Source organism: Pantoea sp. 18059 (assembly GCF_902706165.1).
GTDB lineage: Bacteria > Pseudomonadota > Gammaproteobacteria > Enterobacterales > Enterobacteriaceae > Pantoea > Pantoea agglomerans.
Window position 1 is genome coordinate 226,720 of record NZ_CACSJS010000001.1, and the last position, 24,938, is coordinate 251,657.

General features: G+C 57.4%; 25 protein-coding genes. 19 read left to right on the top strand and 6 right to left on the bottom strand.

Going from position 1 to position 24,938, the window contains the following annotated elements:
• The 14 genes from GVJ63_RS01075 to GVJ63_RS22160 all read left to right on the top strand — a co-directional run bounded on the left by GVJ63_RS01075 (nucleotide 1) and on the right by GVJ63_RS22160 (nucleotide 11,859).
• The gene (locus tag GVJ63_RS01075; protein ID WP_033757233.1) at nucleotides 1-564 is read left to right on the top strand and encodes a hypothetical protein; all 564 of its coding nucleotides are present in this window, start codon (nucleotides 1-3) and stop codon (nucleotides 562-564) included.
• Nucleotides 561-1,880 (top strand): AMP-binding protein, encoded by a 1,320-nt coding sequence (locus GVJ63_RS01080; protein ID WP_159226606.1) that lies wholly within the window; start codon nucleotides 561-563, stop codon nucleotides 1,878-1,880. The genes GVJ63_RS01075 and GVJ63_RS01080 overlap by 4 nt, the downstream gene beginning before the upstream one ends.
• Complete coding sequence (locus GVJ63_RS01085) at nucleotides 1,867-2,214, top strand: 3-hydroxyacyl-ACP dehydratase FabZ family protein (protein WP_010669819.1); 348 nt, start codon at nucleotides 1,867-1,869, stop codon at nucleotides 2,212-2,214. Before GVJ63_RS01080 ends, GVJ63_RS01085 begins: the two co-directional genes overlap by 14 nt.
• Nucleotides 2,208-3,917, top strand: a complete 1,710-nt coding sequence (locus GVJ63_RS01090) for a glycosyltransferase (RefSeq protein ID WP_033786573.1) — start codon at nucleotides 2,208-2,210, stop codon at nucleotides 3,915-3,917. The genes GVJ63_RS01085 and GVJ63_RS01090 overlap by 7 nt, the downstream gene beginning before the upstream one ends.
• Entirely contained in the window at nucleotides 3,910-4,323 is a 414-nt protein-coding gene (locus tag GVJ63_RS01095; protein ID WP_031594668.1) for a thioesterase family protein, read from the top strand. Before GVJ63_RS01090 ends, GVJ63_RS01095 begins: the two co-directional genes overlap by 8 nt.
• On the top strand, nucleotides 4,317-4,925 hold the full coding sequence (locus GVJ63_RS01100) for an outer membrane lipoprotein carrier protein LolA (protein ID WP_010246442.1): 609 nt from the start codon (nucleotides 4,317-4,319) through the stop codon (nucleotides 4,923-4,925). The genes GVJ63_RS01095 and GVJ63_RS01100 overlap by 7 nt, the downstream gene beginning before the upstream one ends.
• Entirely contained in the window at nucleotides 4,912-7,218 is a 2,307-nt protein-coding gene (locus GVJ63_RS01105; protein ID WP_010669821.1) for an MMPL family transporter, read from the top strand. The genes GVJ63_RS01100 and GVJ63_RS01105 overlap by 14 nt, the downstream gene beginning before the upstream one ends.
• Nucleotides 7,215-7,787, top strand: coding sequence for a DUF3261 domain-containing protein (locus tag GVJ63_RS01110; protein WP_010669822.1), 573 nt, complete (start codon nucleotides 7,215-7,217; stop codon nucleotides 7,785-7,787). The genes GVJ63_RS01105 and GVJ63_RS01110 overlap by 4 nt, the downstream gene beginning before the upstream one ends.
• Entirely contained in the window at nucleotides 7,784-8,944 is a 1,161-nt protein-coding gene (locus GVJ63_RS01115) for a beta-ketoacyl-[acyl-carrier-protein] synthase family protein (protein WP_010669823.1), read from the top strand. Before GVJ63_RS01110 ends, GVJ63_RS01115 begins: the two co-directional genes overlap by 4 nt.
• Nucleotides 8,934-9,410: a 3-hydroxy-fatty acyl-ACP dehydratase gene (locus GVJ63_RS01120; protein WP_010669824.1), complete on the top strand. Its 477-nt coding sequence runs from the start codon at nucleotides 8,934-8,936 to the stop codon at nucleotides 9,408-9,410. The genes GVJ63_RS01115 and GVJ63_RS01120 overlap by 11 nt, the downstream gene beginning before the upstream one ends.
• The gene (locus tag GVJ63_RS01125) at nucleotides 9,407-10,138 is read left to right on the top strand and encodes a 3-ketoacyl-ACP reductase FabG2 (protein WP_010246433.1); all 732 of its coding nucleotides are present in this window, start codon (nucleotides 9,407-9,409) and stop codon (nucleotides 10,136-10,138) included. Before GVJ63_RS01120 ends, GVJ63_RS01125 begins: the two co-directional genes overlap by 4 nt.
• The gene (locus GVJ63_RS01130; protein WP_179256997.1) at nucleotides 10,135-11,370 is read left to right on the top strand and encodes a beta-ketoacyl-ACP synthase; all 1,236 of its coding nucleotides are present in this window, start codon (nucleotides 10,135-10,137) and stop codon (nucleotides 11,368-11,370) included. The genes GVJ63_RS01125 and GVJ63_RS01130 overlap by 4 nt, the downstream gene beginning before the upstream one ends.
• Before the next feature lie 132 nt (nucleotides 11,371-11,502).
• On the top strand, nucleotides 11,503-11,646 hold the full coding sequence (locus tag GVJ63_RS22155; RefSeq protein WP_010246429.1) for a hypothetical protein: 144 nt from the start codon (nucleotides 11,503-11,505) through the stop codon (nucleotides 11,644-11,646).
• A gap of 39 nt (nucleotides 11,647-11,685) precedes the next feature.
• On the top strand, nucleotides 11,686-11,859 hold the full coding sequence (locus tag GVJ63_RS22160; RefSeq protein WP_010246427.1) for a hypothetical protein: 174 nt from the start codon (nucleotides 11,686-11,688) through the stop codon (nucleotides 11,857-11,859).
• Here the strand turns inward: GVJ63_RS22160 and GVJ63_RS01135 are convergent.
• On the bottom strand, nucleotides 11,847-13,010 hold the full coding sequence (locus GVJ63_RS01135) for a beta-glucosidase (protein WP_159226300.1): 1,164 nt from the start codon (nucleotides 13,008-13,010) through the stop codon (nucleotides 11,847-11,849). The genes GVJ63_RS22160 and GVJ63_RS01135 overlap by 13 nt on opposite strands.
• A gap of 155 nt (nucleotides 13,011-13,165) precedes the next feature.
• On the opposite strand from GVJ63_RS01135, the gene GVJ63_RS01140 reads away from it, so the two are divergent.
• Nucleotides 13,166-14,626, top strand: a complete 1,461-nt coding sequence (locus GVJ63_RS01140; protein ID WP_010669827.1) for a phospholipase D family protein — start codon at nucleotides 13,166-13,168, stop codon at nucleotides 14,624-14,626.
• A 296-nt stretch (nucleotides 14,627-14,922) separates the two neighbouring features.
• On the opposite strand, the gene mdoC is transcribed toward GVJ63_RS01140, so the two are convergent.
• Entirely contained in the window at nucleotides 14,923-16,056 is a 1,134-nt protein-coding gene (gene mdoC / locus GVJ63_RS01145) for a glucans biosynthesis protein MdoC (RefSeq protein ID WP_010246421.1), read from the bottom strand.
• 268 nt (nucleotides 16,057-16,324) lie between these two features.
• On the opposite strand from mdoC, the gene GVJ63_RS01150 reads away from it, so the two are divergent.
• The 3 genes from GVJ63_RS01150 (at nucleotide 16,325) to GVJ63_RS01160 (ending at nucleotide 20,779) form a co-directional block, all read left to right on the top strand.
• Complete coding sequence (locus tag GVJ63_RS01150; RefSeq protein ID WP_170933489.1) at nucleotides 16,325-17,860, top strand: glucan biosynthesis protein G; 1,536 nt, start codon at nucleotides 16,325-16,327, stop codon at nucleotides 17,858-17,860.
• Complete coding sequence (gene mdoH, locus GVJ63_RS01155; protein WP_010669828.1) at nucleotides 17,853-20,405, top strand: glucans biosynthesis glucosyltransferase MdoH; 2,553 nt, start codon at nucleotides 17,853-17,855, stop codon at nucleotides 20,403-20,405. Before GVJ63_RS01150 ends, mdoH begins: the two co-directional genes overlap by 8 nt.
• 134 nt (nucleotides 20,406-20,539) lie before the next feature.
• The gene (locus GVJ63_RS01160) at nucleotides 20,540-20,779 is read left to right on the top strand and encodes a YceK/YidQ family lipoprotein (RefSeq protein ID WP_033767370.1); all 240 of its coding nucleotides are present in this window, start codon (nucleotides 20,540-20,542) and stop codon (nucleotides 20,777-20,779) included.
• Here GVJ63_RS01160 and GVJ63_RS01165 read toward each other — a convergent pair.
• From GVJ63_RS01165 to GVJ63_RS01170, 3 genes are all read right to left on the bottom strand, one after another.
• A complete protein-coding gene (locus GVJ63_RS01165; RefSeq protein ID WP_010246413.1) occupies nucleotides 20,770-21,171 on the bottom strand; it encodes a MysB family protein in 402 nt (133 codons plus the stop codon). The two genes, GVJ63_RS01160 and GVJ63_RS01165, sit on opposite strands and share 10 nt — an antisense overlap.
• A gap of 130 nt (nucleotides 21,172-21,301) precedes the next feature.
• A complete protein-coding gene (locus GVJ63_RS22295) occupies nucleotides 21,302-21,568 on the bottom strand; it encodes a hypothetical protein (protein ID WP_010669830.1) in 267 nt (88 codons plus the stop codon).
• 529 nt (nucleotides 21,569-22,097) lie between these two features.
• Nucleotides 22,098-23,021: a Kdo(2)-lipid IV(A) acyltransferase gene (locus tag GVJ63_RS01170; RefSeq protein WP_010246409.1), complete on the bottom strand. Its 924-nt coding sequence runs from the start codon at nucleotides 23,019-23,021 to the stop codon at nucleotides 22,098-22,100.
• A 252-nt stretch (nucleotides 23,022-23,273) separates the two neighbouring features.
• Here GVJ63_RS01170 and GVJ63_RS01175 point away from each other — a divergent pair, with 252 nt between their 5' ends.
• Nucleotides 23,274-24,323 (top strand): rhodanese-related sulfurtransferase, encoded by a 1,050-nt coding sequence (locus GVJ63_RS01175; protein ID WP_010246407.1) that lies wholly within the window; start codon nucleotides 23,274-23,276, stop codon nucleotides 24,321-24,323.
• Nucleotides 24,324-24,362: 39 nt separating this feature from the next.
• Here the strand turns inward: GVJ63_RS01175 and GVJ63_RS01180 are convergent, their stop codons facing one another.
• Entirely contained in the window at nucleotides 24,363-24,938 is a 576-nt protein-coding gene (locus GVJ63_RS01180) for a YceI family protein (protein WP_159226301.1), read from the bottom strand.

Genomic DNA, 24,938 nt, shown 5'->3' on the forward strand with positions numbered 1-24,938 from the left:
GTGCCTGCTGCTACGCTTCGCCTGCTGAATCTGCTTACGCTACTGGCCTGGCCACTACTGGTCTGGCTGGCGCTGACCCAGCCGCGCTGGCAGGGGCTTTTCTGGCTGCTGGCACTGCTGTTTGGCCTGCGCTGGCTGCAGCTGCGTCGTCAGCAAAACGCCATGGGCGCGGTCATGGGCTGGCTGGCGCTGCTCGGTGCACTGCTCTGTGTCAGCAGCCAGCTATTACGCACTCAGCATCTGCTGCTGTGGTATCCGGTGGCGGTCAATCTGGCGATGCTGCTGGTGTTTGGCGCCTCACTCTGGAGTGCGATGCCGCTGGTGGAACGCATCGCCCGGCTGCGTGAGCCCGTGCTTCCCCCTGCGGCAGTGCGCTATACCCGCCGCGTCACCCAAATCTGGTGCCTGTTTTTTATCGGCAACGGCAGCATGGCGATCTATACCTGTTTGCTGGGCGATCTGCGGCTCTGGACGCTGTGGAATGGCGGCATAAGTTATCTGCTAATCGCAGCGCTGATGAGTGCTGAATGGCTGGTACGTCAGCGCGTGAGGCGAAAAGCATGAGAGTGGCCGACTGGCTGACGGGAGACGATCGCGAGGTCGCCTGGCGCGGCGATCAACGTTTGATGCTCAGCGCGATGCATCGTCAGGTCGTGGCGCTCCGCCAGCGCTTGGCAGCACAACCGGGCAGCCACTGGGCGCTCTGTTTTGATGACAGTTACCGTTTTTGTGTGGCGCTGCTGGCATGCTGGTATGCCGGTAAAACGCCGGTGATGCCGGGTCACTGCCGCGCCGCGCTGCTGGATGAGAGGCAGGATCGGCTGGATGGCGTGCTGTGCGACATGCCGCTGGCGGTCAGCCTGCCGCTGCTGGCGTGGGACGACGCAGAAGCGCAGGGGCAACTGCCGCCGCTGCCGGAGAGTGCAGAACTGGTACTCTTCACCTCGGGATCCACCGGCGCACCGCGTCAGGTAGTGAAGTCGCTGGCGGTGATGGAGCAGGAGAGTCGCTTGCTCAGCAGCCTGTGGGGCGAACCGTTGCGGGGGTGCAGGGTCATCGCCTCGGTCAGCCATCAGCATCTCTACGGTTTATCGTTTCGACTTTTCCTGCCGATGATGCTCAGGCTGCCGTTTGCCGCCCAGCCGCTATTTTACGGCGAACAGCTGGCCCAGCTTCCGCGCGACGTTCGTTATGCCTTTATCAGCAGCCCGGCCTTTTTATCGCGGCTGGACAGCACGCTGAAAGCGCCCGCCTGTGAACTGATTGTCTCTGCCGGTGGCGCACTGCGCGACTCTGATGCGGAGCAGGTCTGGCAGCGATTTGGCTGTCAGGTCAGTGAAATCTACGGCAGCACCGAAACCGGCATTCTGGCCTGGCGTCAATGCGATCGGGCGGAGGCGCCGTGGCGCCGCTTCCCGCAGGTCAGGCTGGAGCAGGTGACGCCCGATCGCTGGCAGGTCTGGTCGCCGCTGATTGCCGGTGACAGCGGGCTGCAGCTCGACGATCGACTGACTATGCAGCCGGACGGCGGATTTCAGCTTGCAGGCCGCCACGATCGCATCGTAAAAATCGGTGACAAGCGCATCTCATTAAGCGAGATAGAGCGCCGTCTGACCGACCTGCCGGAAATAGAGGATGCCGTAGCGCTGGTGGTCACGCGTCATGAGCGTCAGGCGATTGGCGTCGTGCTGGCGCTGAACAGCGCACTGGATGAGGCGGCTCTGCATCAGCGCAGGCAGCAGTGGAAACGCCAGCTGCAGCGTTGGCTGGAACCGCTGGCGATGCCACGATACTGGCGGATTGTGGCCACTATTCCGGTGACCACCCAAAGCAAACGCGCCTGGCCGCAAATAGAGGAACTTTTTCATGTTGCCGATTGAACGCAGCCGGGAGCTGCGGGCTGACAGCGTCACGCTGATCCTGCAGATAGATGCCGGACTCTTCTGGTTTCAGGGCCACTTTCCGCATCTGCCCATTCTGCCGGGTGTGGCTCAGCTCGACTGGGTGATGCACTACGGCGTATCACTGCTTGCGCCCGGTAAACAGTTTGCCGCCGTTGATAACATTAAATTTCAGCAGCCGGTATTACCCGACTCGCTATTGCAACTGCATCTGGACTGGGACGCTGAAAAATCCCGCCTGAGTTTCCGTTACAGCCTGCTGAAGAACGACGGCGAGCAGATCGCCAGCAGCGGGAAGATCGCGCTGTGTTAAGCGCCCCGTTTTCACCCTGCGTGGTGATCCCCTGCTACAACCACGGCGCGATGATGGCGTCAGTGCTGGCACGGCTGGCACCCTTTAATCTGCCGGTAATCGTGGTGGATGATGGCAGCGATGCGGCCACACAGCTTCAGCTGGCGACGCTGCACGCCCCGCAGCTCAGCCTGCTGCGACTCGACAGCAATCAGGGTAAAGGCGCGGCGGTGATCCACGGACTGCGGGCCGCGGCGGCACGCGGCTTCACCCATGCGGTGCAGCTTGACGCGGACGGCCAGCATCAGGCGGAAGATCTGCCGCTGATGCTGGCGGAAGCGGAGCGTTATCCCGACGCGCTGATCTCCGGTCAGCCGCTCTATGACGACTCGATCCCCAAATCACGCCTTTATGGTCGCTACATCACCCACTTCTGGGTCTGGATTGAAACGCTGTCGCTGTCGATCCGCGACAGCATGTGCGGCTTCCGCGTCTATCCCCTGGCCGCGACGCTGGCGCTGTGCGATCGCCGGGCCATCGGTCAGCGCATGGATTTTGACACCGAGATCATGGTGCGGCTCTACTGGCAGGGAACCCGCAGTCGCTTTATCCCGACCCGCGTCACCTATCCGGCCAGCGGGCTGTCACACTTCGATGCGCTCTACGACAACCTGCGCATCTCCTGGATGCATACCCGGCTGTTTTTCGGCATGCTGCCGCGCATTCCTCGTCTGCTGGCGATGCGTAAACCGCCAACGCACTGGTCTGCGGAAACGGAGCGGCGCGGACAGTGGGGATTACGTTTTATGCTGGCGGTCTATCGCTACGGCGGGCGGCTGCCCTTTACGCTGCTACTCTGGCCGGTAGTGGCGGTCTATTGGCTGAGCGGTCAGCGCGCGCGACGCGCTTCCCGGCAGTGGCTGGCGCAGGTCACTACCGCCGCGCAGCAGCAGCAGATTGCGTTACCGCCACGGCTTAACAGCTACCGCCATTTCCTGCGGTTCGCCGGGGCAATGCTGGATAAAGTGGCCAGCTGGCGCGGCGATCTGCGCTGGGGACGTGACATCGATTTTGCGCCAGGCGCAGAAGCGGTGATCCGCACACCCACGCCGCAGGGCAAGCTGATTCTCGCTTCCCATCTTGGTGACATTGAAGCCTGTCGCGCGATGGCGCAGCAGGTCAGCGGGCTGGTGATTAATGCGCTGGTGTTTACCGACAACGCCCGGCGTTTTCGGGCGGTGCTGGAAACCATCGCCCCGCAGGCGGGGGTGAATCTGATGCCGGTGAGCGATATCGGGCCGGAGACCGCTATCCTGCTGCAACAGAAGCTGGATGCGGGCGAATGGGTGGCGATTGTCGGGGATCGCACCGCGGTCAATCCGCAGCGCGGCGGCGAGCGGCGGGTGATCTGGAGCGACTTTCTGGGCCGCGCCGCGCCCTTTCCACAGGGGCCGTTTGTACTGGCGGCCGCGTTGCGCTGTCCGGTGCTGCTGATGTTCGCCCTGCAGCAACAGGGTAAACTGCGTATTCACTGTGAGCCTTTCGCCGATCCGCTGCTGCTGCCGCGTGCGCAACGTCAGCAGGCACTGCAACAGGCGGTCGATCGTTACGCAGCGCGGCTGGCCCATTACGCACTGCTGGCGCCGCTCGACTGGTTTAACTTTTTCGATTTCTGGACGCTGCCTGATCAACAGGCGCACCACAAGGAGTCTGACCATGACTGAACATCATGCTGAAGTCGTGCTGACCGTCTCATTCCACGACTGCGATCCTATGGGCGTGGTCTGGCACGGCAACTATTTCCGCTTTTTCGAAGTGGCGCGTGAAGCCCTGCTGCGCAGCATTAACTACAGCTATGCCGAGATGGCCGCCAGCGGCTACGTCTGGCCGGTGGTCGATACCCGGGTCAAATACCGCCAGCCACTGCGCTGCGAAGAGACGATTCGCGTCAGCGCCCGGATTACGGAATATGAGAACCGTCTGCGCATCGACTATGAAGTGCGAAATGCTGCCGGTCAGATCACCACCAAAGCGCATACTCTGCAGGTGGCGGTGGAGCAGGAGAGTCAGGCGTTGTGCTTTGTTTCACCCGATATTTTACTGGAACGTTTAGGAGTGAAAGGATGCTGAAAATTGTGCTTACCAGCCTGCTGCTGTGGGCCAGTGCCGCCAGCGCGGTCACGCTGGATCAGCTGCAGCAGCGTTTTGCCAGCCAGCCTGTGATTCGGGCAGACTTTATCCAGACGCGCACCATTTCCGGCATGCGTCAGCCGCTGGTCTCGCACGGGCAGATGCTGATCGCTCGCGAGCAGGGCTTATGGTGGCATCAGCAGACACCCTTTGTGATGACGCTGCTGCTGGATGATAAACGCATGGTGCAGAGCCTCAGCGGCCAGAAGCCTCAGGTGATCACCGCCGACAGTAACCCGCAGATGTTCCAGTTCAACCATCTCTTGCGGGCGCTGTTCCAGGCCGACCAGAAAGTGCTGAACGAGAACTTCAGCGTGGCCTTCAGCGATCGCGGCAACGGAGCCTGGACGCTGGAGCTGACGCCCAAAGCGGCGCCGCTCAACAAAATCTTCAACCGTATCTCGCTGGCGGGCAGCGCCTACCTGGACAGCATCAACCTGGATGATAAGCAGGGCGATAAAACGCAAATAGAGCTCAGCAACACCCGAATTGAACCGCCGCAGTTAAGCGACGAGGAGCAGGCGCGTTTTGCCGGGCCGTAACGATCGGCTGCTGGCCCTCCTGTGGCTGGCCCTCTGTCTGCTGCTGGCGGCTGCGCTCTCTTTTTTGCTGCCGCGTAGTCAGCTCAACAGCAGCGTGCTGGCGCTGCTGCCGCAGCAGAATCTGGGGGCGGCACCGCCTGCGCTGCAGCAGGGCTTTATGCAGCGGCTGGATCGCCAGCTGGTGTGGCTGGTTTCACCCGGAGAGCAGGACGATCCCCAGGTCGCCGCCTGGTGGCTGGCCCAGCTGCGCGCGCTGCCTGACCTGAAACAGGTGCAGGGTGATCTCGACGGGCAACAGCAGCAGCAGTGGGGCCGCTTTGCCTGGCAACACCGTAACGGCCTGATCGATGAGGTGACGCGCGACCGCTTGCAGAACGGCGGCGAGGCGCAGGCTGACTGGCTGCTGGCGCAGCTCTTTTCGGCCTTCTCTGGCGTCAGCAGCAAAGAGTTGCAGGGCGATCCCCTGATGCTGGTGCGGGGTTCGCAGCTGGCGCTGGCACAAAACGCCGGGCGCATGACGCTGCATGATGGCTGGCTGACAGTAAAAGATGCACAGGGTCAGCAGTGGTATTTTCTGCATGGCGAACTGGCGAACAACGCCTTCAGTATGCAGCAAAGTCATGCGCTGGTTACCCGACTCAGCGCGCTGGAGCAACAGCTTAAAAGCCGCTGGCCGCAGGCGAAACTGCTGACGCGTGGCACGGTGCTGTTCAGCGACAACGCCAGCCAGCGTGCGCAGCATGACGTTAAAACGCTGGGCAGTGTGACGCTGGGTGGCGTCGTCCTGCTGGTGCTGCTGGTCTTCCGCTCACTGCGCCCGCTGTTGCTGACGGTCACGTCCGTGGCCATCGGCGCGATGGCGGGCACGGTGATGACGCTGCTTTGCTTCGGTGAACTGCATCTGATGACGCTGGTGATGAGCCTGAGTATTGTCGGCATCTCTGCGGATTACACGCTCTATTATCTCACCGAGCGCATGGTTCACGGCGATCAGCAGACGCCGTGGCAGAGCCTGCGAAAAGTCCGCGGCACGCTGCTGCTGGCGCTCGGGACCACCGCCATCGCCTGGCTGCTGATGCTGCTGGCACCGTTCCCGGGGCTGCGGCAGCTGGCGGTGTTTGCCGCCAGCGGATTAACGGCCTCCTGTCTGACGGTGATTCTCATCTATCCGTGGCTGGTACGCGGATTACCGGTGCGTCCGGTGCCGCTGATGGTGCCGCTGGCGCGCTGGCTTGCCGCCTGGCGTCGCCAGCGCGGGCTGCGCGTCGGATTACCGGTGGCGATGGCGATCTTCGCGCTGGCCGGTATCGCCCAGTTAAAGGTGGATGATGATATCGCCCATCTGCAAAGTGCGCCTGCGCATCTGCTGGAGCAGGATCGCCAGCTGGCAACCCTGACCGGACAGCGCGCCGATCAGACCTGGTTTGTGGTCTGGGGCGATGATGCACAGCAGACGCTGCAGCGGCTGGAAAAACTGGCACCGGATCTGCACCAGGCGCAGCAGCAGGGCTGGCTGCAGCACTATCGTCTGCTGCCGCTGACGTCGCTGGCGCAGCAACAGCGGGATCTTCAGCTGTTGAAACAGGCAGCACCGGATATTACGGCCCGCCTGCAGCAGGCGGGTATCACGCTGCCGGCACCGGATCTGACCCCGATGCCGGTAACACCAGAGGCGTGGCTGTCGAGTCCGCTGAGTGAAGGCTGGCGACTGCTGTGGCTGACGCTGCCAGACGGGCGCAGCGGTGTTTTGATCCCCACCAGCGGCGTAAAAAACAGCGCTGCACTCGCGGAGCTGACCAAACAGCATCCGGGCGTCAGCTGGATTGACCGCAAATCAGGTTACGATTCGCTGTTCAGCTTCTGGCGCACCCTGCTGACCGGGTTACTGGCGCTGGCGCTGCTGCTGATCACCCTGAGTTTTGTCCTGCGACTGGGGTTAAAGGCGGGCTTACGCAGCGCGCTGCCGTCAGTGCTGTCGCTGGCGATGGCGCTGGCAACGCTGGGCTGGATCGGCGCGTCGCTGAATCTGTTTGCCCTGCTGGCACTGATTCTGGTGCTGGGCATCGGCATTAATTACACGCTCTTTTTCAGCAACCCGCAGGGTACGCCGCTGACCTCGTTGCTGGCGGTGTCGCTGGCGATGATTACCACCTTACTGACGCTGGGTATGCTGGTATTCAGCAGCACCAGCGCGATTGCCAGTTTTGGCACAGTGTTATGCAGCGGCATCTTCAGCGCTTTCCTGCTGTCGCCGCTGGCGATGCGACCCACCCGATCAAGGAGTAAACGATGATCCGCGCCGCTCTTATTCTGCTGACGGCTCTGCTGCTCAGCGCCTGTGCCGGACCTGCACCCGACAGCAGTCGTCCCACCGCCTGGCTGAAACCGGGCGTGAAGGTGACGCTGCCACCGCCGGGCATCCGTCCCGCCTTCCAGCAGCAGCAGTTGCTGACCGGACAGGTGAAAGGCCAGAGTCAGTCACTGCTGGTGCTGCTCAGCGCCGATGAACAGCAAATTGATCTGGCCGGACTCTCCTCGGTGGGTATTCGCCTGTTCAGCCTGCGCTACGATGCCAGCGGTGTTCACACCCAGCAGCTGATGCCGCTGCCGCAGATGCCGCCTGCCAGTCAGGTGCTGGCGGATATTATGCTCAGCTACTGGCCACGGGATCTGTGGCAAAAACAGCTGCCGCCAGGCTGGACGCTGCAGGATCAGGGGTTAAAGCGACGGCTGATCGATGCCGATAATAAGCTGATTACCGAAATCGATTATCTGCAACGCGGTAATCAGCGCCAGCCCATCAGCATTCAGCAGCATGCGTTTGGCTATCAGATCCGCATTCAACATCTGGACGGCTCATGATTTACATCTCTGCCATCGGCATGCTGAATGCCCTGGGGAATAACACTCAGCAGATTGCGGCCAGCCTTACAAAGGGTGAGGCACCCGGCATGCAGCTGCGTCATGGCTGGCTGAGCGGTGACCGCGCCTGCTGGCTTGGCAGAGTTGAAGGCGATTTGCCATCGATTCCTGCTGCCCTGAGCGCGCACAACACCCGTAATAACCAGCTGCTGCTGGCCGCGCTGGCGCAAATCCGTCCGGCGCTCGACGCGGCGATTGCGCACTATGGTGCCAGCAGAGTGGCAGTTGTGCTGGGAACCAGCACCTCGGGCGTGGATGAGGGCGATCAGCAGATTGGCGGCAGTCAGTCCGGTTATCACTATCAGATGCAGGAGCTGGGCGATCCCTCCCGTTTCCTGGCTCACTATCTGCGCCTGGATGGCCCGGCCTATACCATTTCAACCGCCTGCTCCTCCAGCGCCCGCGCCATTATCAGTGGTGAGCGGCTGATCGCGGCGGGGCTGGTGGATGTGGCGCTGGTGGGCGGTGCGGACTCGCTGAGCCGGATGCCGATCAACGGATTCGACAGCCTGGAGTCGCTCTCTGAACGTCGCTGCGCCCCCTTCAGCCGCGATCGCGACGGCATCTCGATTGGCGAAGGGGCCGCACTGATGCTGCTGACGCGGGAACCGCAGCCGCTGGCGCTACTGGGAGCTGGCGAATCGTCTGACGCCTGGCACATGTCCGCTCCCCATCCGCAGGGCGAGGGCGCTGAACGGGCGATGCGTATGGCGCTGCAAAAGGCGAACCTGTTGCCAGAGCAGGTGGGTTATATCAATCTGCACGGCACCGCGACGCCGCTTAACGACCAGATGGAAGCTGCCGTGATTCAGCGTCTGTTTGGCAATGCAGTGCCGTGCAGCTCGACCAAACATCTGACCGGCCATACGCTCGGCGCGGCGGGAGTGTGTGAAGCCGCCCTCAGTGCGCTGATCCTGCAAAACGATCTGCCGCTGCCCGCGCAGGATTTCAGTGAGATGGCGGCGGATGAGACGCTGCCGGATTGCGGATTGTTATTACAGCCGCAGGCGCTGCAACGGCCTGTCATCGCTTCTAACTCCTTCGCCTTTGGCGGCAACAACACCTGTCTGATTCTGGGACGCCAACATGGTTATTAATTCTCCCGCGGCACGCTGGCTGCCGCACGCTGCGCCGATGCTGCTGCTTGATCAGCTGATCGCCGTTGATGATGAGCAGGTTCACTGTCAGGTGTCGACCTGCGCCGGTGGCGTACTGACACCGTTTCTGACGCCTCAGGGTGAACTGCCCGCCTGGTTTGGCGTGGAGATGATGGCGCAAACCGTGGGCGTCTGGTCGGGCTGGCATGCAAAGCAGGGCGGCGTCACCCTTATCCCGCCCGGCATGCTGCTGGGCGGACGCGGCTGGCGGGCAGAGCGATCCCTCTTTCCCGCCAGTGTTACGCTGGATATCAGAATGACGCTGCTGATGCGCGACGACCGTATGGGCAGCTTTGAGGGCGACATTCGTTACGGCACTCAGCGGCTTGCCAGCGGTCGTCTGAATACGTATCAACCCAATGAAGCAGAATTACAGCAATTGATGTCACAAGGAAATCAGCCATGACAGATTCGGTATTAGTGACGGGCGCCAGTAAAGGGATTGGCCGCGCGATTGCGTTGCGTCTCGCCCAGGATGGCTATCAGGTTATCGTCCATTTCAACCGTGACCGCGCAGGCGCTGAGCAGTGCCTGCAGCAGATCGAAACCGCAGGCGGCAGCGGCCGTGTGCTGGGATTTGATGTGGCCGATCGGGCGGCAACCCGCGCTGCGCTGGAGGCGGATATTGAGCAACATGGCGCCTATTATGGTGTGGTGAGCAACGCCGGTATCACCCGCGATGCGGCGTTTCCTGCCCTGACGGATCAGGAGTGGGACAGCGTCATCCACACCAATCTCGACAGTTTTTACAATGTGATCCAGCCCTGCGTGATGCCGATGATCGGTCTGCGGCGCGGCGGCCGCATTATCACGCTCTCGTCGGTGTCGGGGATAATGGGTAATCGCGGTCAGGTGAACTACAGCGCGGCGAAAGCGGGCATTATTGGTGCCACTAAGGCGCTGGCGATTGAGCTGGCGAAACGCAAAATCACCGTTAACTGCATTGCGCCAGGCCTGATTGATACCGGTATGGAGGGGCTGGAACCTCAGGTGATTGAGGAAGCGATGAAGATCGTGCCGATGAAGCGCATGGGCGCGGCTGAAGAGGTCGCCGGACTGGCGAGCTATCTGATGTCCGATATCGCAGGCTACGTGACGCGTCAGGTCATTTCTATAAACGGAGGCATGCTGTGATCCAGCGGGTAGTCGTAACCGGCATGGGCGGCGTAACCGCCTTTGGTGAGTCCTGGGCTGAAGTTTCGGCACGGATCCGTGCGGGCCGCAATGCGGTGCGCTTTATGCCGGAGTGGCAGATCTACGACGGGCTGCATACGCTGCTCGGCGCACCGGTGGATGACTTTGTGCTGCCGGCGCACTACACCCGCAAGCGTATCCGCGCCATGGGCCGCGTTTCGCTGCTGGCAACGCGCGCGACCGAGCTGGCGCTGACCCAGGCGGGCCTGATTGACCATCCGGTGCTGACCAGCGGAGAAACGGGTATCGCCTACGGTTCTTCCACTGGCAGCACCGGGCCGGTCAGCGAGTTCGCCACCATGCTGACTGAAAAGCACACCAACAATATCACCGGCACCACCTATGTGCAGATGATGCCGCATACCACGGCCGTCAATGCCGGACTCTTTTTCGGCCTGCGCGGCCGGGTGATCCCGACCTCCAGCGCCTGTACCTCTGGCAGCCAGGCGATTGGCTATGCCTGGGAAGCGATTCGTCACGGGTATCAGACGGTGATGGTGGCTGGCGGCGCAGAAGAGCTCTGTCCGTCGGAAGCCGCGGTGTTTGACACCCTGTTTGCCACCAGCCAGCGTAATGACGCGCCGCACACCACGCCTGCACCCTTTGATCAGCAGCGCGATGGTCTGGTAATTGGCGAAGGGGCGGGCACGCTGATCCTTGAGTCGCTGGAACATGCCCTGGCACGCGGTGCAACGATCTACGCAGAGATCACCGGTTTTCATACCAACTGCGACGCCGCCCATATTACTCAGCCGCAGCGGGAAACCATGCAAATCTGCATTGAGCGGGCATTGCAAAGCGCCGGTATCTCGGCTGCCGAGGTGGGGTATGTAAATGCGCACGGCACCGCCACAGAACGGGGGGATATGGCCGAAAGTCTGGCGACGGCGGCGGTGTTTGGCGAAACGACGCCGATCTCCTCGCTGAAGTCTTATTTTGGCCATACGCTGGGTGCCTGTGGGGCGCTCGAAGCCTGGATGAGTATTGAGATGATGCGGGAAGGGTGGTTTGCGCCAACCCTGAACCTGACGCAACCGGCAGCGGATGGCGGCCAGCTGGATTACATCATGGGTGAGCCGCGTGAGATTGAAACCGACTATATCCAGAGCAACAACTTTGCCTTTGGTGGCATTAATACTTCACTGATTTTCAAACGCTGGCGCGGCGTCTGATCTCAGGCCCGTGCCGCGCTGGCACGGGCCAGTTTATTTTTCGGACGAAAGAACCGGACGATAATCAGCCTTTCATCTACACTGTCACTCACCGCATCACTCCCGGCGGCCCATGTTTTTCACAGGATAGTTATGTCTTTACCCTTGCCACCCGACGATCACGATGAGCCAATTCGCCAGTCACTTGACGATGCGCACTTTGCGATAGTGGTGCTTGCGGTGACCTCGGTAACGCTTATAATCTTTGTCCTGATGATTACGCTCTGGATGAGCTGACACGCACAGGGATTCAACGGATTGAATAAGGAGAAGGCGATGGACTCCGGAGATGACAAATTAATCGCAATTATCGGTTTGCTGGCGGCCTGCCTGATCGGGGTGACCTTCCTGTTTACCATGGTCTGGCTGACCGACGTACGTCATCCTGCCGATCCCTCTCTCGACGTTCGCTCCTGTTACCCTAAAAAGCCACCTTCTCAGCACGTCTGATTTCGTGTCGCAAACTTAATCTGCTGACTGCGCAATACCAGCGCCAGCGGCTCATGCAGATTACGGTTGCCATTGGGATCGGCTAATCCCAGCAGCGGGCCAGGGGAACGCCGGTCATCGGCCCAGGCCGGATACTCCACTACCGGATAGAGCGAAATCCCCTCCACCGCAATGCCCTGATCCAGCGCCACCTCCACATTTTCACTGATCTCCTGCAGCCAGGGGGCGCGCGCTTCACCCTCAGCGCCAGTTTCAGCAATCAGCATCGGACGCTGGTAGCGCTGCCAGCACTGCGCCAGCAGAATATGCAGCGGCACACGCTCCGGATCCTCCAGCGACATCGGCTGGTCGGGGAAAAACCAGTGGTTATCGGGATAGTAGTTCAGGCCGAGGATATCCAGGCAATCTTCACTGCCGCCTAGCTCCTTATCGACGCGACCGGCCAGCATGTCCCAGGCTTCGAACTGCGCCTGATGCTGCGCATCGGCATAGGGTTTGCTGTCCGGATTATCGGGATGATGAGCGATCTGCACCAGCGGGTCAGTCAGCACAAAGCGCGCCTCCGGATAGACCTCGCGAATGGCATGTATCGCCGCCAGCGAGGCGCGAACCAGCTGGCGCTTCAGCTCTTTACCACGCTGCGCCGCATGAGGATTAAACCAGGCCACATCCGCCCCGGCCCATGACCAGAATGAGATTTGATTAACCGGTGTAAAGAAGGGGCGTTCGATGCCCTGATCGCGCATCAGTTGTGCCATCGCGCGAGCGAAACGACTAAAATGGTCAACAAATTCGGCTTTCCAGATATTAAGATGATCGGGATAACCGAAATGAGCCAGCTCCCAGATGATCTCCATCTGCTGACGTCGCGCGGCGTCGACCATCGGCAGAAAGCTCTGCCAGTCATACTGGCCAGGGATCTTTTCGATCAGATGCCAGCGCGCACCGTCGCGGGCGGTGAGCAGATGCTGCTCAGCCAGGGCGGCATAATCTTTTTCCAGCAGCATATCGTGTCCGCTGCTGATCACCATATCCAGCCGTTTCCCGGGTGTACGGCAGGCTGTGGAACAGGGGAAACTGCCCTGGAAAAAGCTGCGAAACAGGCTGGGATGATAGCGCTGGCGGGCATCTGTAAGGGATTGATGAGACATATTCCTCTCCTGCCGGGATAATGCCGGTCACAGATCGTCCGGTTAAGTCTAGACTAAAAAACGCCCGTGACCCCTCACTAACTCAGAACAGAGGAATAGCATCAGAGGTCGGACCGGGGAATAATAAAAATAACTGCATTTTACAGGGAAATGTCATGACCGAAGCGTTTGAGCTCTCCCAGCCATTGGAACGGTCCAGCTGGCTGGAAACACAGCTGGAGCCAGAGTGTCTGCGCCATCCGGGGCTGAGCGGCGTCCATCAGCTGAGCGACGGGCTGGATGCCTTTGCTGCCCGCTATCTGCTGATGCAAAAAGCGGAGCGTTCACTCGATATCCAGTATTACATCTGGCAAAACGATCTCTCTGGCCGGTTGCTGTTCAGTGCCGTGCTGGAAGCTGCCCGACGCGGGGTGAAAGTGCGGCTGCTGCTGGATGACAATAATACGCCGGGCCTGGACGACACGCTGGCCCAGCTCAACCGCCATCCCAATATTGAGGTGCGGCTGTTTAATCCGTTCTCGTTTCGCACCCTGCGCGCGCTGGGTTATCTCACCGACTTTGCCCGTCTGAACCGCCGCATGCACAACAAAAGCTTTACGGTGGATGGCGTCACGACCGTGGTCGGTGGGCGCAATATCGGCGACGAATATTTCGGCACCGGCAATGAACCGCTGTTTGCCGATCTCGACGTCATGGCAATAGGCCCGGTGGTTAAAGAAGTCGCAGAGGATTTTGAGCGCTACTGGCGCAGCAAGCCGGTCTCGCCGCTGCAGCAGGTGCTGGATGAAGAGGAGCCGGAAGAGGACAGTGTGAGTCTGCCAGCAGAGTGGCGTCACAGTGAACCGGTGCAGCGCTATCTTCAGCGGCTGGAAAATTCTTCGCTGCTACAGGAGCTGGAAGAGGGCACGCTGGCTCTGACCTGGGCAAAAGCGCGCCTGCTGAGCGATGATCCGCGTAAAGGGCTGGGCAAAGCGCGTGCCAGAAGCCTGCTGCCGCAGCGAATGCTGGAGGTGATAGGCACGCCGCAAAAGCAGTTCGACATCATCTCGGCCTATTTCGTGCCGACCCGCGCAGGGGTCGCTCAGCTGCTGTCGCTGAAGCGCAAAGGGGTAAAAATTGCCATTCTGACCAATTCGCTGGCGGCTAACGATGTGTCGATTGTCCATGCCGGCTACGCTAAGTGGCGCAAAAAATTGCTGCGTCATGGTATTGCGCTCTATGAGCTGAAACCGCAGGCGGGCGTGCCTGATGCCCCGCACGACCGGGGATTAACCGGTAACTCCGGCTCCAGCCTGCATGCCAAAACCTTCTCAGTGGATCAACAGACGCTGTTTATCGGCTCGTTTAACTTCGATCCCCGTTCAGCGGTGCTGAATACGGAAATGGGACTGGTGATTGAGAGTGCGGCGCTCGCCGGAGAGACGCATCAGCGTTTCAGCCAGTCAATGCGCGATCGGGCATGGACGCTGCGGCTGGATAAGTGGGGCAGGGTAAACTGGCTGGAGTATCCGGGTGAGCCGCAGCAGATTGTGCATAAACACGAGCCGGGCTGCTCCTGGTGGCAACGGCTGCAGGTGCGGTTAGTGTGGCGGTTGCCGATTGAGTGGCTGCTTTAAGCTGGACCTTGCCTGGGTACAGGCGCTGGCTCAGGAAGCATACGCCCTCCGCAAAGACGCAAAACCCGCCATCCCTGGCGGGCTCAGCGCGGGCGATTACGCACCTCATCCCTGAGGTGCGCCCGTTGCCGGGCCAACGTCTTGCTTTGTTCAAAAACGCTCCCGGCGTTTTTGTCCCTGGCCCGCTATGCTTTGCTACTGGCGTATGCGCCCATCGCTTTAAACTCTTAAGCTGTCTGTGAGACACATCATTTATAGCCTGACCTCACTTATGGCCCGAGGTCACTGATCGCCTGTCATTGTGCTTGTTTACGCTCAAATTTCCCCGAGAACAGGAACCGCAGCAGCGGAATGCGCAGGTGAATCTCATACAGCAGAAACGCGATGCCAAACACCATCAGCAGGCCAACGAAGAAGCCCAGGGTGTTATTTTCAATCCGTGGCGTCACGTAAATGCCATACAGCAGCGTCAGCGGATGGTGCACCAGATAGATAAACAGTGACGCATTGACCAGATACATAATGCGCGGCGAATGTGAATTCAGCAGCTTATGACCAAAGCAGAAGCAGACGTTCAGCATGCAAATGCCCATCAGCGTCGAGATAATCGCATCCAGCTCATACAACCAGCCCTCACCGCTGCTCAGTCGCTGGTTGGCGCAATAGGCCGCAAACATCAGCAGCGCACCGACCCACATCACCAGATTGAAGCGGACAAACAGCTGCTTCAGCGGGGGATGTTTCCACGCCAGCGCTCCCAGCATAAAGAACGGCAGATAGAAGAGCGTCTGCATCACAATGATGCTAAACAAACCATCCATCAGCCACGCAGGCTGGAAAATAAACACCAGACGCCGGAACACGCACCAGAGCAGCGCCCACGCCAGTACGCCCGCCGTCAGCGATCCCCAGCCAACTCGCGAATAATCAATGGTGCGATGCTGATCGCGCAGCCAGCGGAAGGTCACCATCCCCAGCGTGGTCAGCATCACCAGCACCACCAGGAACCACAGGTGTGAAATCAGCTCCCACATCAGGTTATTAAACTTCTGATAGGGCGTGAAACGGGGCCAGTCAGCCAGCTTATCCGTCCACTCTTTCAGCATAAAAAATTGCGGCAGCGTCAGCAGCGGAATGGCGGTCAGCATTGGGATACCTACCCGTTCCAGACGCACCTTCAGGAAGCGACGTGGCTGATAGCGCAGATACAGCATGTAGGAGAAATAGCCCGAAATGACGAAAAACACCTGCATACGAAACGCATGAATAAAATCATTCAGCAGCGTCAGCCATAACGACGCTTCATGACTGTTTACTGCCCATTTCTGCGCAGAGTAGATGAGGGAAACGTGAAACGGCACCCCCAGTAACATCAGATAGGCGCGGATGGAGTCGAGGAAGTATTCACGTTCAGGTTTTACAGTACTCATAAAGTTCCAGTTCGTTAGTACGTTTAACCGGTTTCACCCTGAAACCGGATTATGCTCTGTGAAAATTCTACCTGGGATAAACCAGGTATACTATCAGTGGAATCCGTAGTGTCTAATTGTCCTAAAAGCAGGGTTAAGCCTGACGAAATGCGGGAACAATGTTGCGCATAAGCTGTCGGAAAACCGAATAATCCTTTAAGATAAACGGGTTTGATTTAAGCACACGAAAGGGGGGGATGTGCTGACTAAAGAAAAAAATAAAGCCGGACTGATGAAGGTACGCTGGATTGGTACTGCAGTTCTGCTGGCGTTGTACGCCAATAACAGTTGGGCGTTTAACATCGACGATGTTGCCAAACAAGCCAAAGCGTTGGCAGGGAAAAGCTTCGAAGCGCCTAAAAGCAATTTACCCTCTCAATTTCGTGAAATGAAATTTGCTGATTATCAGCAGATCCAGTTTAACCACGATAAAGCGTATTGGGGCAAACTGCGCACGCCGTTCAAGCTGGAGTTTTATCATCAGGGAATGTATTTCGATACCCCGGTGCAGATCAACGAAGTGACCGCCAGCGCGGTGCGCGAGATTAAATACAACCCCGATTATTTTAATTTCGGTAATGTAAAACATGACGCAGATGCGGTAAAAAACCTCGGTTTTGCCGGTTTCAAAGTACTTTACCCACTCAACAACAAGGGTAAAAACGATGAGATCGCCAGCTTCCTGGGCGCGAGCTATTTCCGTGTCATCGGTGCCGGTCAGGTTTATGGCCTGTCGGCGCGTGGACTTGCCATCGATACGGCGCTGCCGTCCGGTGAAGAGTTCCCGCGCTTTAAAGAGTTCTGGATTCAGCGTCCTAAACCACAGGACAAACAGCTGGTGATCTACGCACTGCTCGATTCGCCGCGTGCGGCGGGTGCGTATCGCTTTGTGCTGCATCCGGGTGACGCTTCAACGGTTGATGTGCAGTCAAAAGTTTACCTGCGTGATAACGTCGGCAAACTGGGTGTTGCACCGCTGACCAGTATGTTCCTGTTTGGTCAGAACCAGCCATCGACGGTGAACAACTTCCGTCCGGCACTGCACGACTCTGACGGTCTCTCTATCCACAATGGCAACGGGGAGTGGATTTGGCGTCCGCTGAACAACCCGCGTCATCTGGCAGTGAGCACCTTCACCATCGAGAATCCGAAAGGGTTTGGTCTGCTGCAGCGTGGGCGTGACTTTAACAACTATCAGGATCTTGATGACCGCTATGATCTTCGTCCAAGCGGCTGGGTTGAGCCAATAGGCGACTGGGGTAAAGGCCGGGTTGAACTGGTTGAAATCCCGACGGCAGATGAAACCAACGACAACATCGTTGCGTTCTGGACGCCGGAGACGCTGCCAGAGCCTGGCAAAGAGATGAACTTCAAATATCGTCTGCACTTCTCGCGCGACGAAAACCAGCTGCACTCCGATGATACCGCCTGGGTCAAAAATACCCTGCGTTCAGCGGGTGACGTGAAGCAGTCTAATCTGGTGCGTCAGCCGGATGGCACCGTGGCTTTCACCATCGACTTCGTGGGTAAAGACATGAGCAAGATGGCGGAAAACAGTCAGGTGGCACCGCAGGTCAGCGTGGGTAAAAATGCTGATGTGGTTGAGCAGAGCGTACGTTATAACCCGGTCACCAAAGGCTGGCGTCTGGTGTTGCGTCTGCGTGTGAAAGATGCCAAGCAGTCCACCGAAATGCGTGCGGCCCTGGTTAGCGGCGACAAGACATTGACGGAAACCTGGAGCTATCAGTTACCTGCCAATGAATAAATCGACTTTTACACCTCAACGTTATGTGGAATCTCTGCCGCTGGATGCGGCAGGGAAGGCCCGACTGAGCGTCTCATTGCAGAATGCCAGCGAGTTCCACTTCATCCATGATGTGCTGGGCAGGGATGTCGCAGCCAGTGACCGTCCCGACGATGCGCCGTTAAAATCGGTCTCATCGCGGGTTGAAATGGCCTGGCCCGATTCGCTGGCCGAAGGTCAGCAGTTGGGTAAAGATTACCTCGACCGCACCACGCTGAAGGCGATGCCGAAGGTCAAACGCTCACTGATGTTCCCGGAAGCCTGGCGTACCAACCCGGTCGCCCGTGCCTGGGACTCACTGCGTGGACACAAATCGGTGCCGCGTTATAGCAATGCCGAAGAGCGGCGTGCCGAGGAGAAGTGGCGTCATGTCGGTTCAATTCGCCGCTACATTCTGCTGATCCTGACCATTTTCCAGACCGTGGTCGCCACCTGGTACATGAAGAGTATTCTGCCGTATCAGGGCTGGACGCTTCTGGATCCGATGGAGATGATCAATCAGAACTGGCAGCAGTCAGTGATGCAGATCCTGCCTTATTTGTTGCAGACCGGCATCCTGTTCCTGTTCGCCATACTTTTCTGCTGGGTCTCTGCCGGTTTCTGGACGGCGTTGATGGGCTTCCTGCAGCTGCTGATTGGACGTGATAAATACAGTATCTCTTACTCAACGGTCGGAGATGAACCGCTTAACCCGGAACATCGTACCGCGCTGATTATGCCGATCTGTAATGAAGACGTTGAGCGTGTTTACGCCGGTCTGCGTGCGACCTGGGAGTCGGTGGTTCGTACCGGTAACGCTGAACACTTCGACGTCTATATCCTCAGCGACAGTTACGATGCGGATATCGCGATTGCCGAACAGAAAGCCTGGATGGAACTGGTGCGGGATGTTGGCGGGGCAGGCAAGATTTTCTATCGCCGTCGTCGTCGTCGCGTGAAGCGTAAAAGCGGAAACATTGATGACTTCTGCCGTCGCTGGGGCAGCAACTACAGCTACATGGTGGTGCTGGATGCCGATAGCGTCATGAGCGGAGAGTGTCTCACCGGTCTGGTACGCATGATGGATGCCAACCCGAATGCCGGGATCATCCAGTCGTCGCCGAAAGCATCGGGTATGGATACGCTTTATGCGCGCTGTCAGCAGTTTGCGACCCGCGTCTACGGTCCGTTATTTACCGCCGGTCTGCACTTCTGGCAGCTGGGCGAGTCTCACTACTGGGGTCACAACGCCATTATCCGCGTGAAACCCTTTATTGAGCACTGTGCCCTGGCACCGTTACCGGGAGAAGGCTCCTTTGCGGGTTCAATCATGTCGCATGACTTCGTAGAAGCTGCGCTGATGCGTCGTGCCGGTTGGGGCGTCTGGATTGCCTATGACCTGCCGGGATCCTATGAAGAACTGCCACCGAACCTGCTGGATGAGCTGAAACGTGACCGCCGCTGGTGTCACGGCAACCTGATGAACTTCCGCCTGTTCCTGGTGAAAGGGATGCACCCGGTACACCGTGCGGTGTTCCTGACGGGTGTGATGTCCTACCTCTCGGCTCCGCTGTGGTTTATGTTCCTGGCGCTCTCCACTGCCCTGCAGGTAGTGCATACGCTGATGGAACCGACCTACTTCCTGCAACCGCGGCAGCTCTTCCCGGTCTGGCCGCAGTGGCGTCCGGAACTGGCAATAGCGCTGTTCTCAACCACCATGGTGCTGCTGTTCCTGCCGAAAATGCTGAGTGTCGTGTTGATCTGGTTTAAAGGATCGAAGGCCTACGGCGGACCTCTGCGGCTGCTGGCTTCACTGGTGCTGGAAACGCTGTTCTCGGTGCTGCTGGCACCAGTGCGTATGCTGTTCCATACGGTGTTTGTGGTCAGCGCCTTCCTCGGCTGGGAAGTGGTGTGGAACTCACCGCAGCGTGATGACGATGCGACACCGTGGAGCGAGGCGTTTAAACGTCACGGTTCGCAGATGGCATTGGGTCTGGTGTGGGCGATTGGTATGGGACTGCTGGATCTTAACTTCCTGTGGTGGCTGGCACCGATCGTCTTCTCACTGATTCTGTCGCCGTTTGTCTCGGTCATGTCGAGCCGCGCAACGCTGGGCATTAAGAGCAAGAAAGCGAAGCTGTTCCTGATCCCGGAAGAGTACTCACCGCCGCAGGAGCTGGTGGATACCGATCGCTATGTGGTACTGAACCGTGAGCGCGCGCTGGAAAATGGCTTTATGCATGCCTTATTCCATCCTGCCTTCAACGCGCTGGCAACGGCACTGGCCACATCGCGCCACAAGCAGAGTCAGTTACTGGACTATGCGCGTGACCGTCGGGTTGATCAGGCGCTGAGCGATGCGCCGGATAAACTGGGCCGCGAACAGCGTCTGCAGTTGATCAGCGATCCGGTGGTGCTGGCCCGTGTTCATACCCGACTGTGGGAAGATGCGGACAAGTATCATCAGTGGGTTGAGAGTTATCAAAAACTCACGCTCAACCCCAACGCGCTGGCAAACAACGCGTAATCTGAAAAAGCGGCAGCGATGCCGCTTTTTTTATCGGATTAAAACAGCGATTGGCTGATAAATTTATTGCTGGCAGTCACCGCGAGCAGCGCGTGACGATCTCAATGGCTGTTTCTTCATGGCGGATATGAGTGGTGAAAGGGTGCTTAAAGGCGGCTGTTATCGTCGCGGCTGTGCTCTGCTTAAGCGGATGCGGCAGTATTATCAGTCGTACCATTCCCGGGCAGGGGCACGGTAATCAGTACTATCCCGGCGTACAGTGGGATGTTCGCGACAGCGGATGGCGGGTCCTGACGATCCTCGACCTGCCGCTGTCGCTGGTGGTTGATACCCTGTTGTTACCGGTGGATGCCAGCCACGGTCCTTACGAGTAACTGCGATCGGAATCGCTGTTATCATCTTCCCACTCTTGCGCGGCGGCTTCACCCTCTTCGGTGTCCAGCGGCGGCTCCAGCTGGAACTCGCCGTCATCCCACTCGTGCAGGGTATTTTCTGCTAACCACTCCTGACGTAGTTCAACTTCGTCAAAATCTGCATCAAAAATGGCCTGTGCCGCTTCACCGCTACGATAAGGCAGACATTCGCCTGCTTCACCTTCTTCTGCCATGAATTCAGCCTGCCACATGATATCGCCATCCTGCATCACATACTTTTGCAGACCAAACTGGCTGATTGATGCATCCCCTTCCTCAAGCTCCGGGTGGTTAGCGAGGAACTCTTCACGTGCAGCATCGATGGCTTCCTCTAAGGTACTGTACATGCTCATCGCTCTTCTCCTTCACGGGTCTTTGACTATGGATTTATTTGATTTCAGTGAAGGATAGACGAAATCTGAAGGAGGGAAAGGTCAGGCCGGTGCAACTGGCGGGAAATAAGCCATTTCCCGCCAGTCAGGGTCAGATCATCTTTTGCGGGAAATGCAAAACCGGTTGAACGGACTCATGAATCACGGGGGCTGAGTAGCGGATACAACATTTTATACATGGCTTAACTTTCTTAAAATTAATTCTGGCGATGGAGAGGGCCTGACTCAAATTATATAACGTGCCGATAAATATGACCTCTTCTTTATCAGGCATACGCTTGCACCCTTTACGATGAAGAAAGTGATAATTTTCCTGATCGGTACCGATTGTAACGTAATAGTAGAGACCTTTGTTCATATTAACTGTCCCATTAGAGGTTTGCTGTGTTGTCTTTTTTATAATTCTGGCCAGAGCCGTTAAAAGCCTGACTGTCACAAACGAAACTACCGATAAGCATTAATGAGTTCAAATTCCATAATGGTCTATCGGTGTGTTAAAAAAATGTAAAATGGAATATAAGCTAAATCAGCAAGGCAATCGCTTGTAAAATAAGTTAATTTTTATCGATTCATAAGCGGTGAGACACCGTTAAGACCGGCTAAATAGGATTAGGCCTGGCGTGCAGAATAATCAGCGCCATAACAGATTTAATAGCACTCGCTGCAATATTAATTAATAAATAGCGAAACAGGCTGAATGCCGCCTGCCGTCCTGTTAATTGATTAGCTTTTTTAACTTTAAACAGAGAGAAATTATATTATGAATATAGGTGTTTATTAATTACTGGACCTGCGGTTTCGCTTACAGGCTGAGTCAGCCATGAGTGATTTATTTAAGAGGGGAGTAAAACGCGCTAAATGCCTGACAGACATTTAGCGCGAACAGATTAATAACGGGAGGGTTCGCCCTCGGGGCGCGTTTTAAAGCGGCGGTGGAGCCACATATACTGTTCAGGTGCCAGCAGCACACCCTCTTCAACAACCTGATTCATTCTGGTTGCGGTTGCGACATCACTTTCCAGCGTAAATTCGCCGCTGATGTCAGGCAGTATCATCAGTTCATAGCCGCGACCCCCAGGCAGACGACGCGGCACAAAAGGGATGACAGCCGGTTTACCGGTGCGGATCAGCAGATGGGTGCCCACCGTTGTGGCCGCTTTTTCCACGCCAAAGAAGGGGACAAAGACGCTGCTGCGCGGGCCATAATCGTGGTCGGGCGCATACCAGATAATGTCACCCTGTTTCAGGGCGCGGATCATTCCTTTGAGATCTTTACGATCGAGCATGCTTTTATTTGACCGCATCCGACCTTTGACCTGAAGCCAGTCGATCAGTTTGTTGTCATTCGGGCGATAGACGCCAATGCCAGGGTTATGGATACCAAACATGCGTGCACCAATCTCCAGCGTCAGAAAATGCATGCCGATAAGCAGCACGCCGCGCTGGCTATCGCGCGCCTGCTGAATATGCTCCAGCCCCGACGGCGTATGCCATTTATTGATGCGCCAGTCAGGCCAGAACCACGCCATACCGGTCTCAATTAATCCCATGCCGACCGATTCGAAATTGTGTTTAACCATCGCTTCGCGTTCATTTACCGGCATATCCGGAAAACTTAATTCCAGATTACGCCGGGAAATACTGACGCGGTGTTTCATAAAACGCATCCCAATGCGGCCAATATTACAGCCGAGAACATAAAGCAGGGGATAAGGAAGTAGCACCAAAAGATAAAGAGAAGCGACACCCAGCCAGGTCAGCCAATAGCGCGGGTGAAGCAGTTCTCGTGAAAACTGAGGCAACTGAGTCATGTGAAGGTTAATTTTCCTGCGTCGCGCACCGTGCGGTGCTGATATCTCGTTGATTTACACCATTGTGCCAGTTTTTGACGTGCGCTTAAATATCACTATCGGAACGTGCCATCAATGAACAAAGGTTAATAGTCCAATGTTGCTGCAAAAAACGGCAACAGGCGATCAATCTGGTCACTGGCCTTTGCATCCCGGTGAAATCAGGTATCATGTGCGCGCTAAATTTCTTCTATTGATAACAGGACGAACACCATGCCAGTGTTACATAACCTCGTTTCCAATAAAGAGCTGAAGGCGCGCATGCTGGCTGAAACCGAGCCGCGCACCACTGTCTCTTTTTATAAATATTTCCAGATTGCCGATCCCAAAGCATTCCGTGACGCGCTCTATCTTGGCCTGACAGCTCTTAAGGTCTTTGGTCGCGTCTACGTGGCCCACGAAGGCATCAATGCGCAGATCAGCGTGCCAGCCAGCCAGTATGAAAAGATGAAAGAATGGCTATATGGCTTTGATCCGGCGCTGAACAACCTGCGGATGAATATTGCGCTGGATGATGATGGTAAATCGTTCTGGGTGCTGCGTCTGAAAGTACGCGACCGCATTGTCGCGGACGGTATCGAAGACGACAGTTTTGATGCCAGCGATGTGGGTCAGTATCTTAAAGCGGCGGACGTTAACGCCATGCTGGACGATCCTGACGCCCTGTTCGTGGATATGCGTAACCACTACGAATATGAGGTGGGTCGCTTTGATAATGCGCTGGAAGTGCCTGCTGACACCTTCCGCGATCAGCTGCCGATGGCGGTTGAGATGCTGCAGGATCAGAAAGACAAAAAGATCGTGATGTACTGCACCGGCGGGATCCGCTGTGAAAAGGCCAGCGCCTGGATGCGCCACAACGGCTTTGAGGATGTCTATCACATTGAGGGCGGTATCATCGAGTATGCCCGACGCGCCCGTGAGCAGGGATTACCGGTACGCTTCAAAGGCAAAAACTTTGTTTTTGATGAGCGGATGGGTGAGCGGATCTCTGACGATGTGTTGTCGAACTGTCATCAGTGCGGCGAACCCTGTGATACCCACGTTAATTGCGTCAATGACGGTTGTCATCTGCTGTTTATTCAGTGCAAAAGCTGCGCGGAGAAGTTTGAGAACTGCTGTAGCCCGATCTGCCAGGAAGAGGCGAAGCTCTCACCGGAAGAGCAGCGCGCGCGTCGGGCAGGACGTGAAAATGGCAACAAAATCTTTAACAAGTCGCGTGGCCTGTTAAACATGACCATTCCCTCGCCGCTGAAGAAATAAGCGTGGCCGCCTGAAGTCAGCTTCAGGCGGCTTGCTGTTTTACTGGCGTACACCCTCAACCGAAATCATCAGCTGAACCTTCTGCGAAGCTGGCCCCAGATCTTTGGTGATGTTGAAATCTTTCAGTGCAATTTCCCCTTCAGCCTCAAAGCCAGCGCGGTAGCCGCCCCACGGATCTTTACCTTCACCCAGCATTTTCGCCTCGAGCGTTACCGGTTTGGTCACGCCATTCAGCGTAAGATCGCCAGTAATCTTCAGCTCATCACCCTCTTTTTCCACCGCTGTGGATTTGAACGTGGCCTGCGGGTTTTTGCTGGTGTTCAGGAAGTCCGCACTGCGCAGGTGCTTGTCACGTTCAGCATGGTTAGTATCGATGCTGCTGGTGTTAATGGTGACGTCGACTTTATCTGCGGCAGGATTCTTCTCATCAAAGGTGAAGCGGCCATCAAAATCCTTAAAGGTGCCGTAGAGCCAGCTGTAACCCAGATGCTGGATACGGAACTGAATAAAGGCGTGCTGGCCCTCTTTATCGATTTTGTAGTCAGCGGCAGAGGCGGTGAGTGAGCCGAGCAGCAGACTGGCACCGGTCAGCGCCAGCAGGGTCTTTTTAAACAT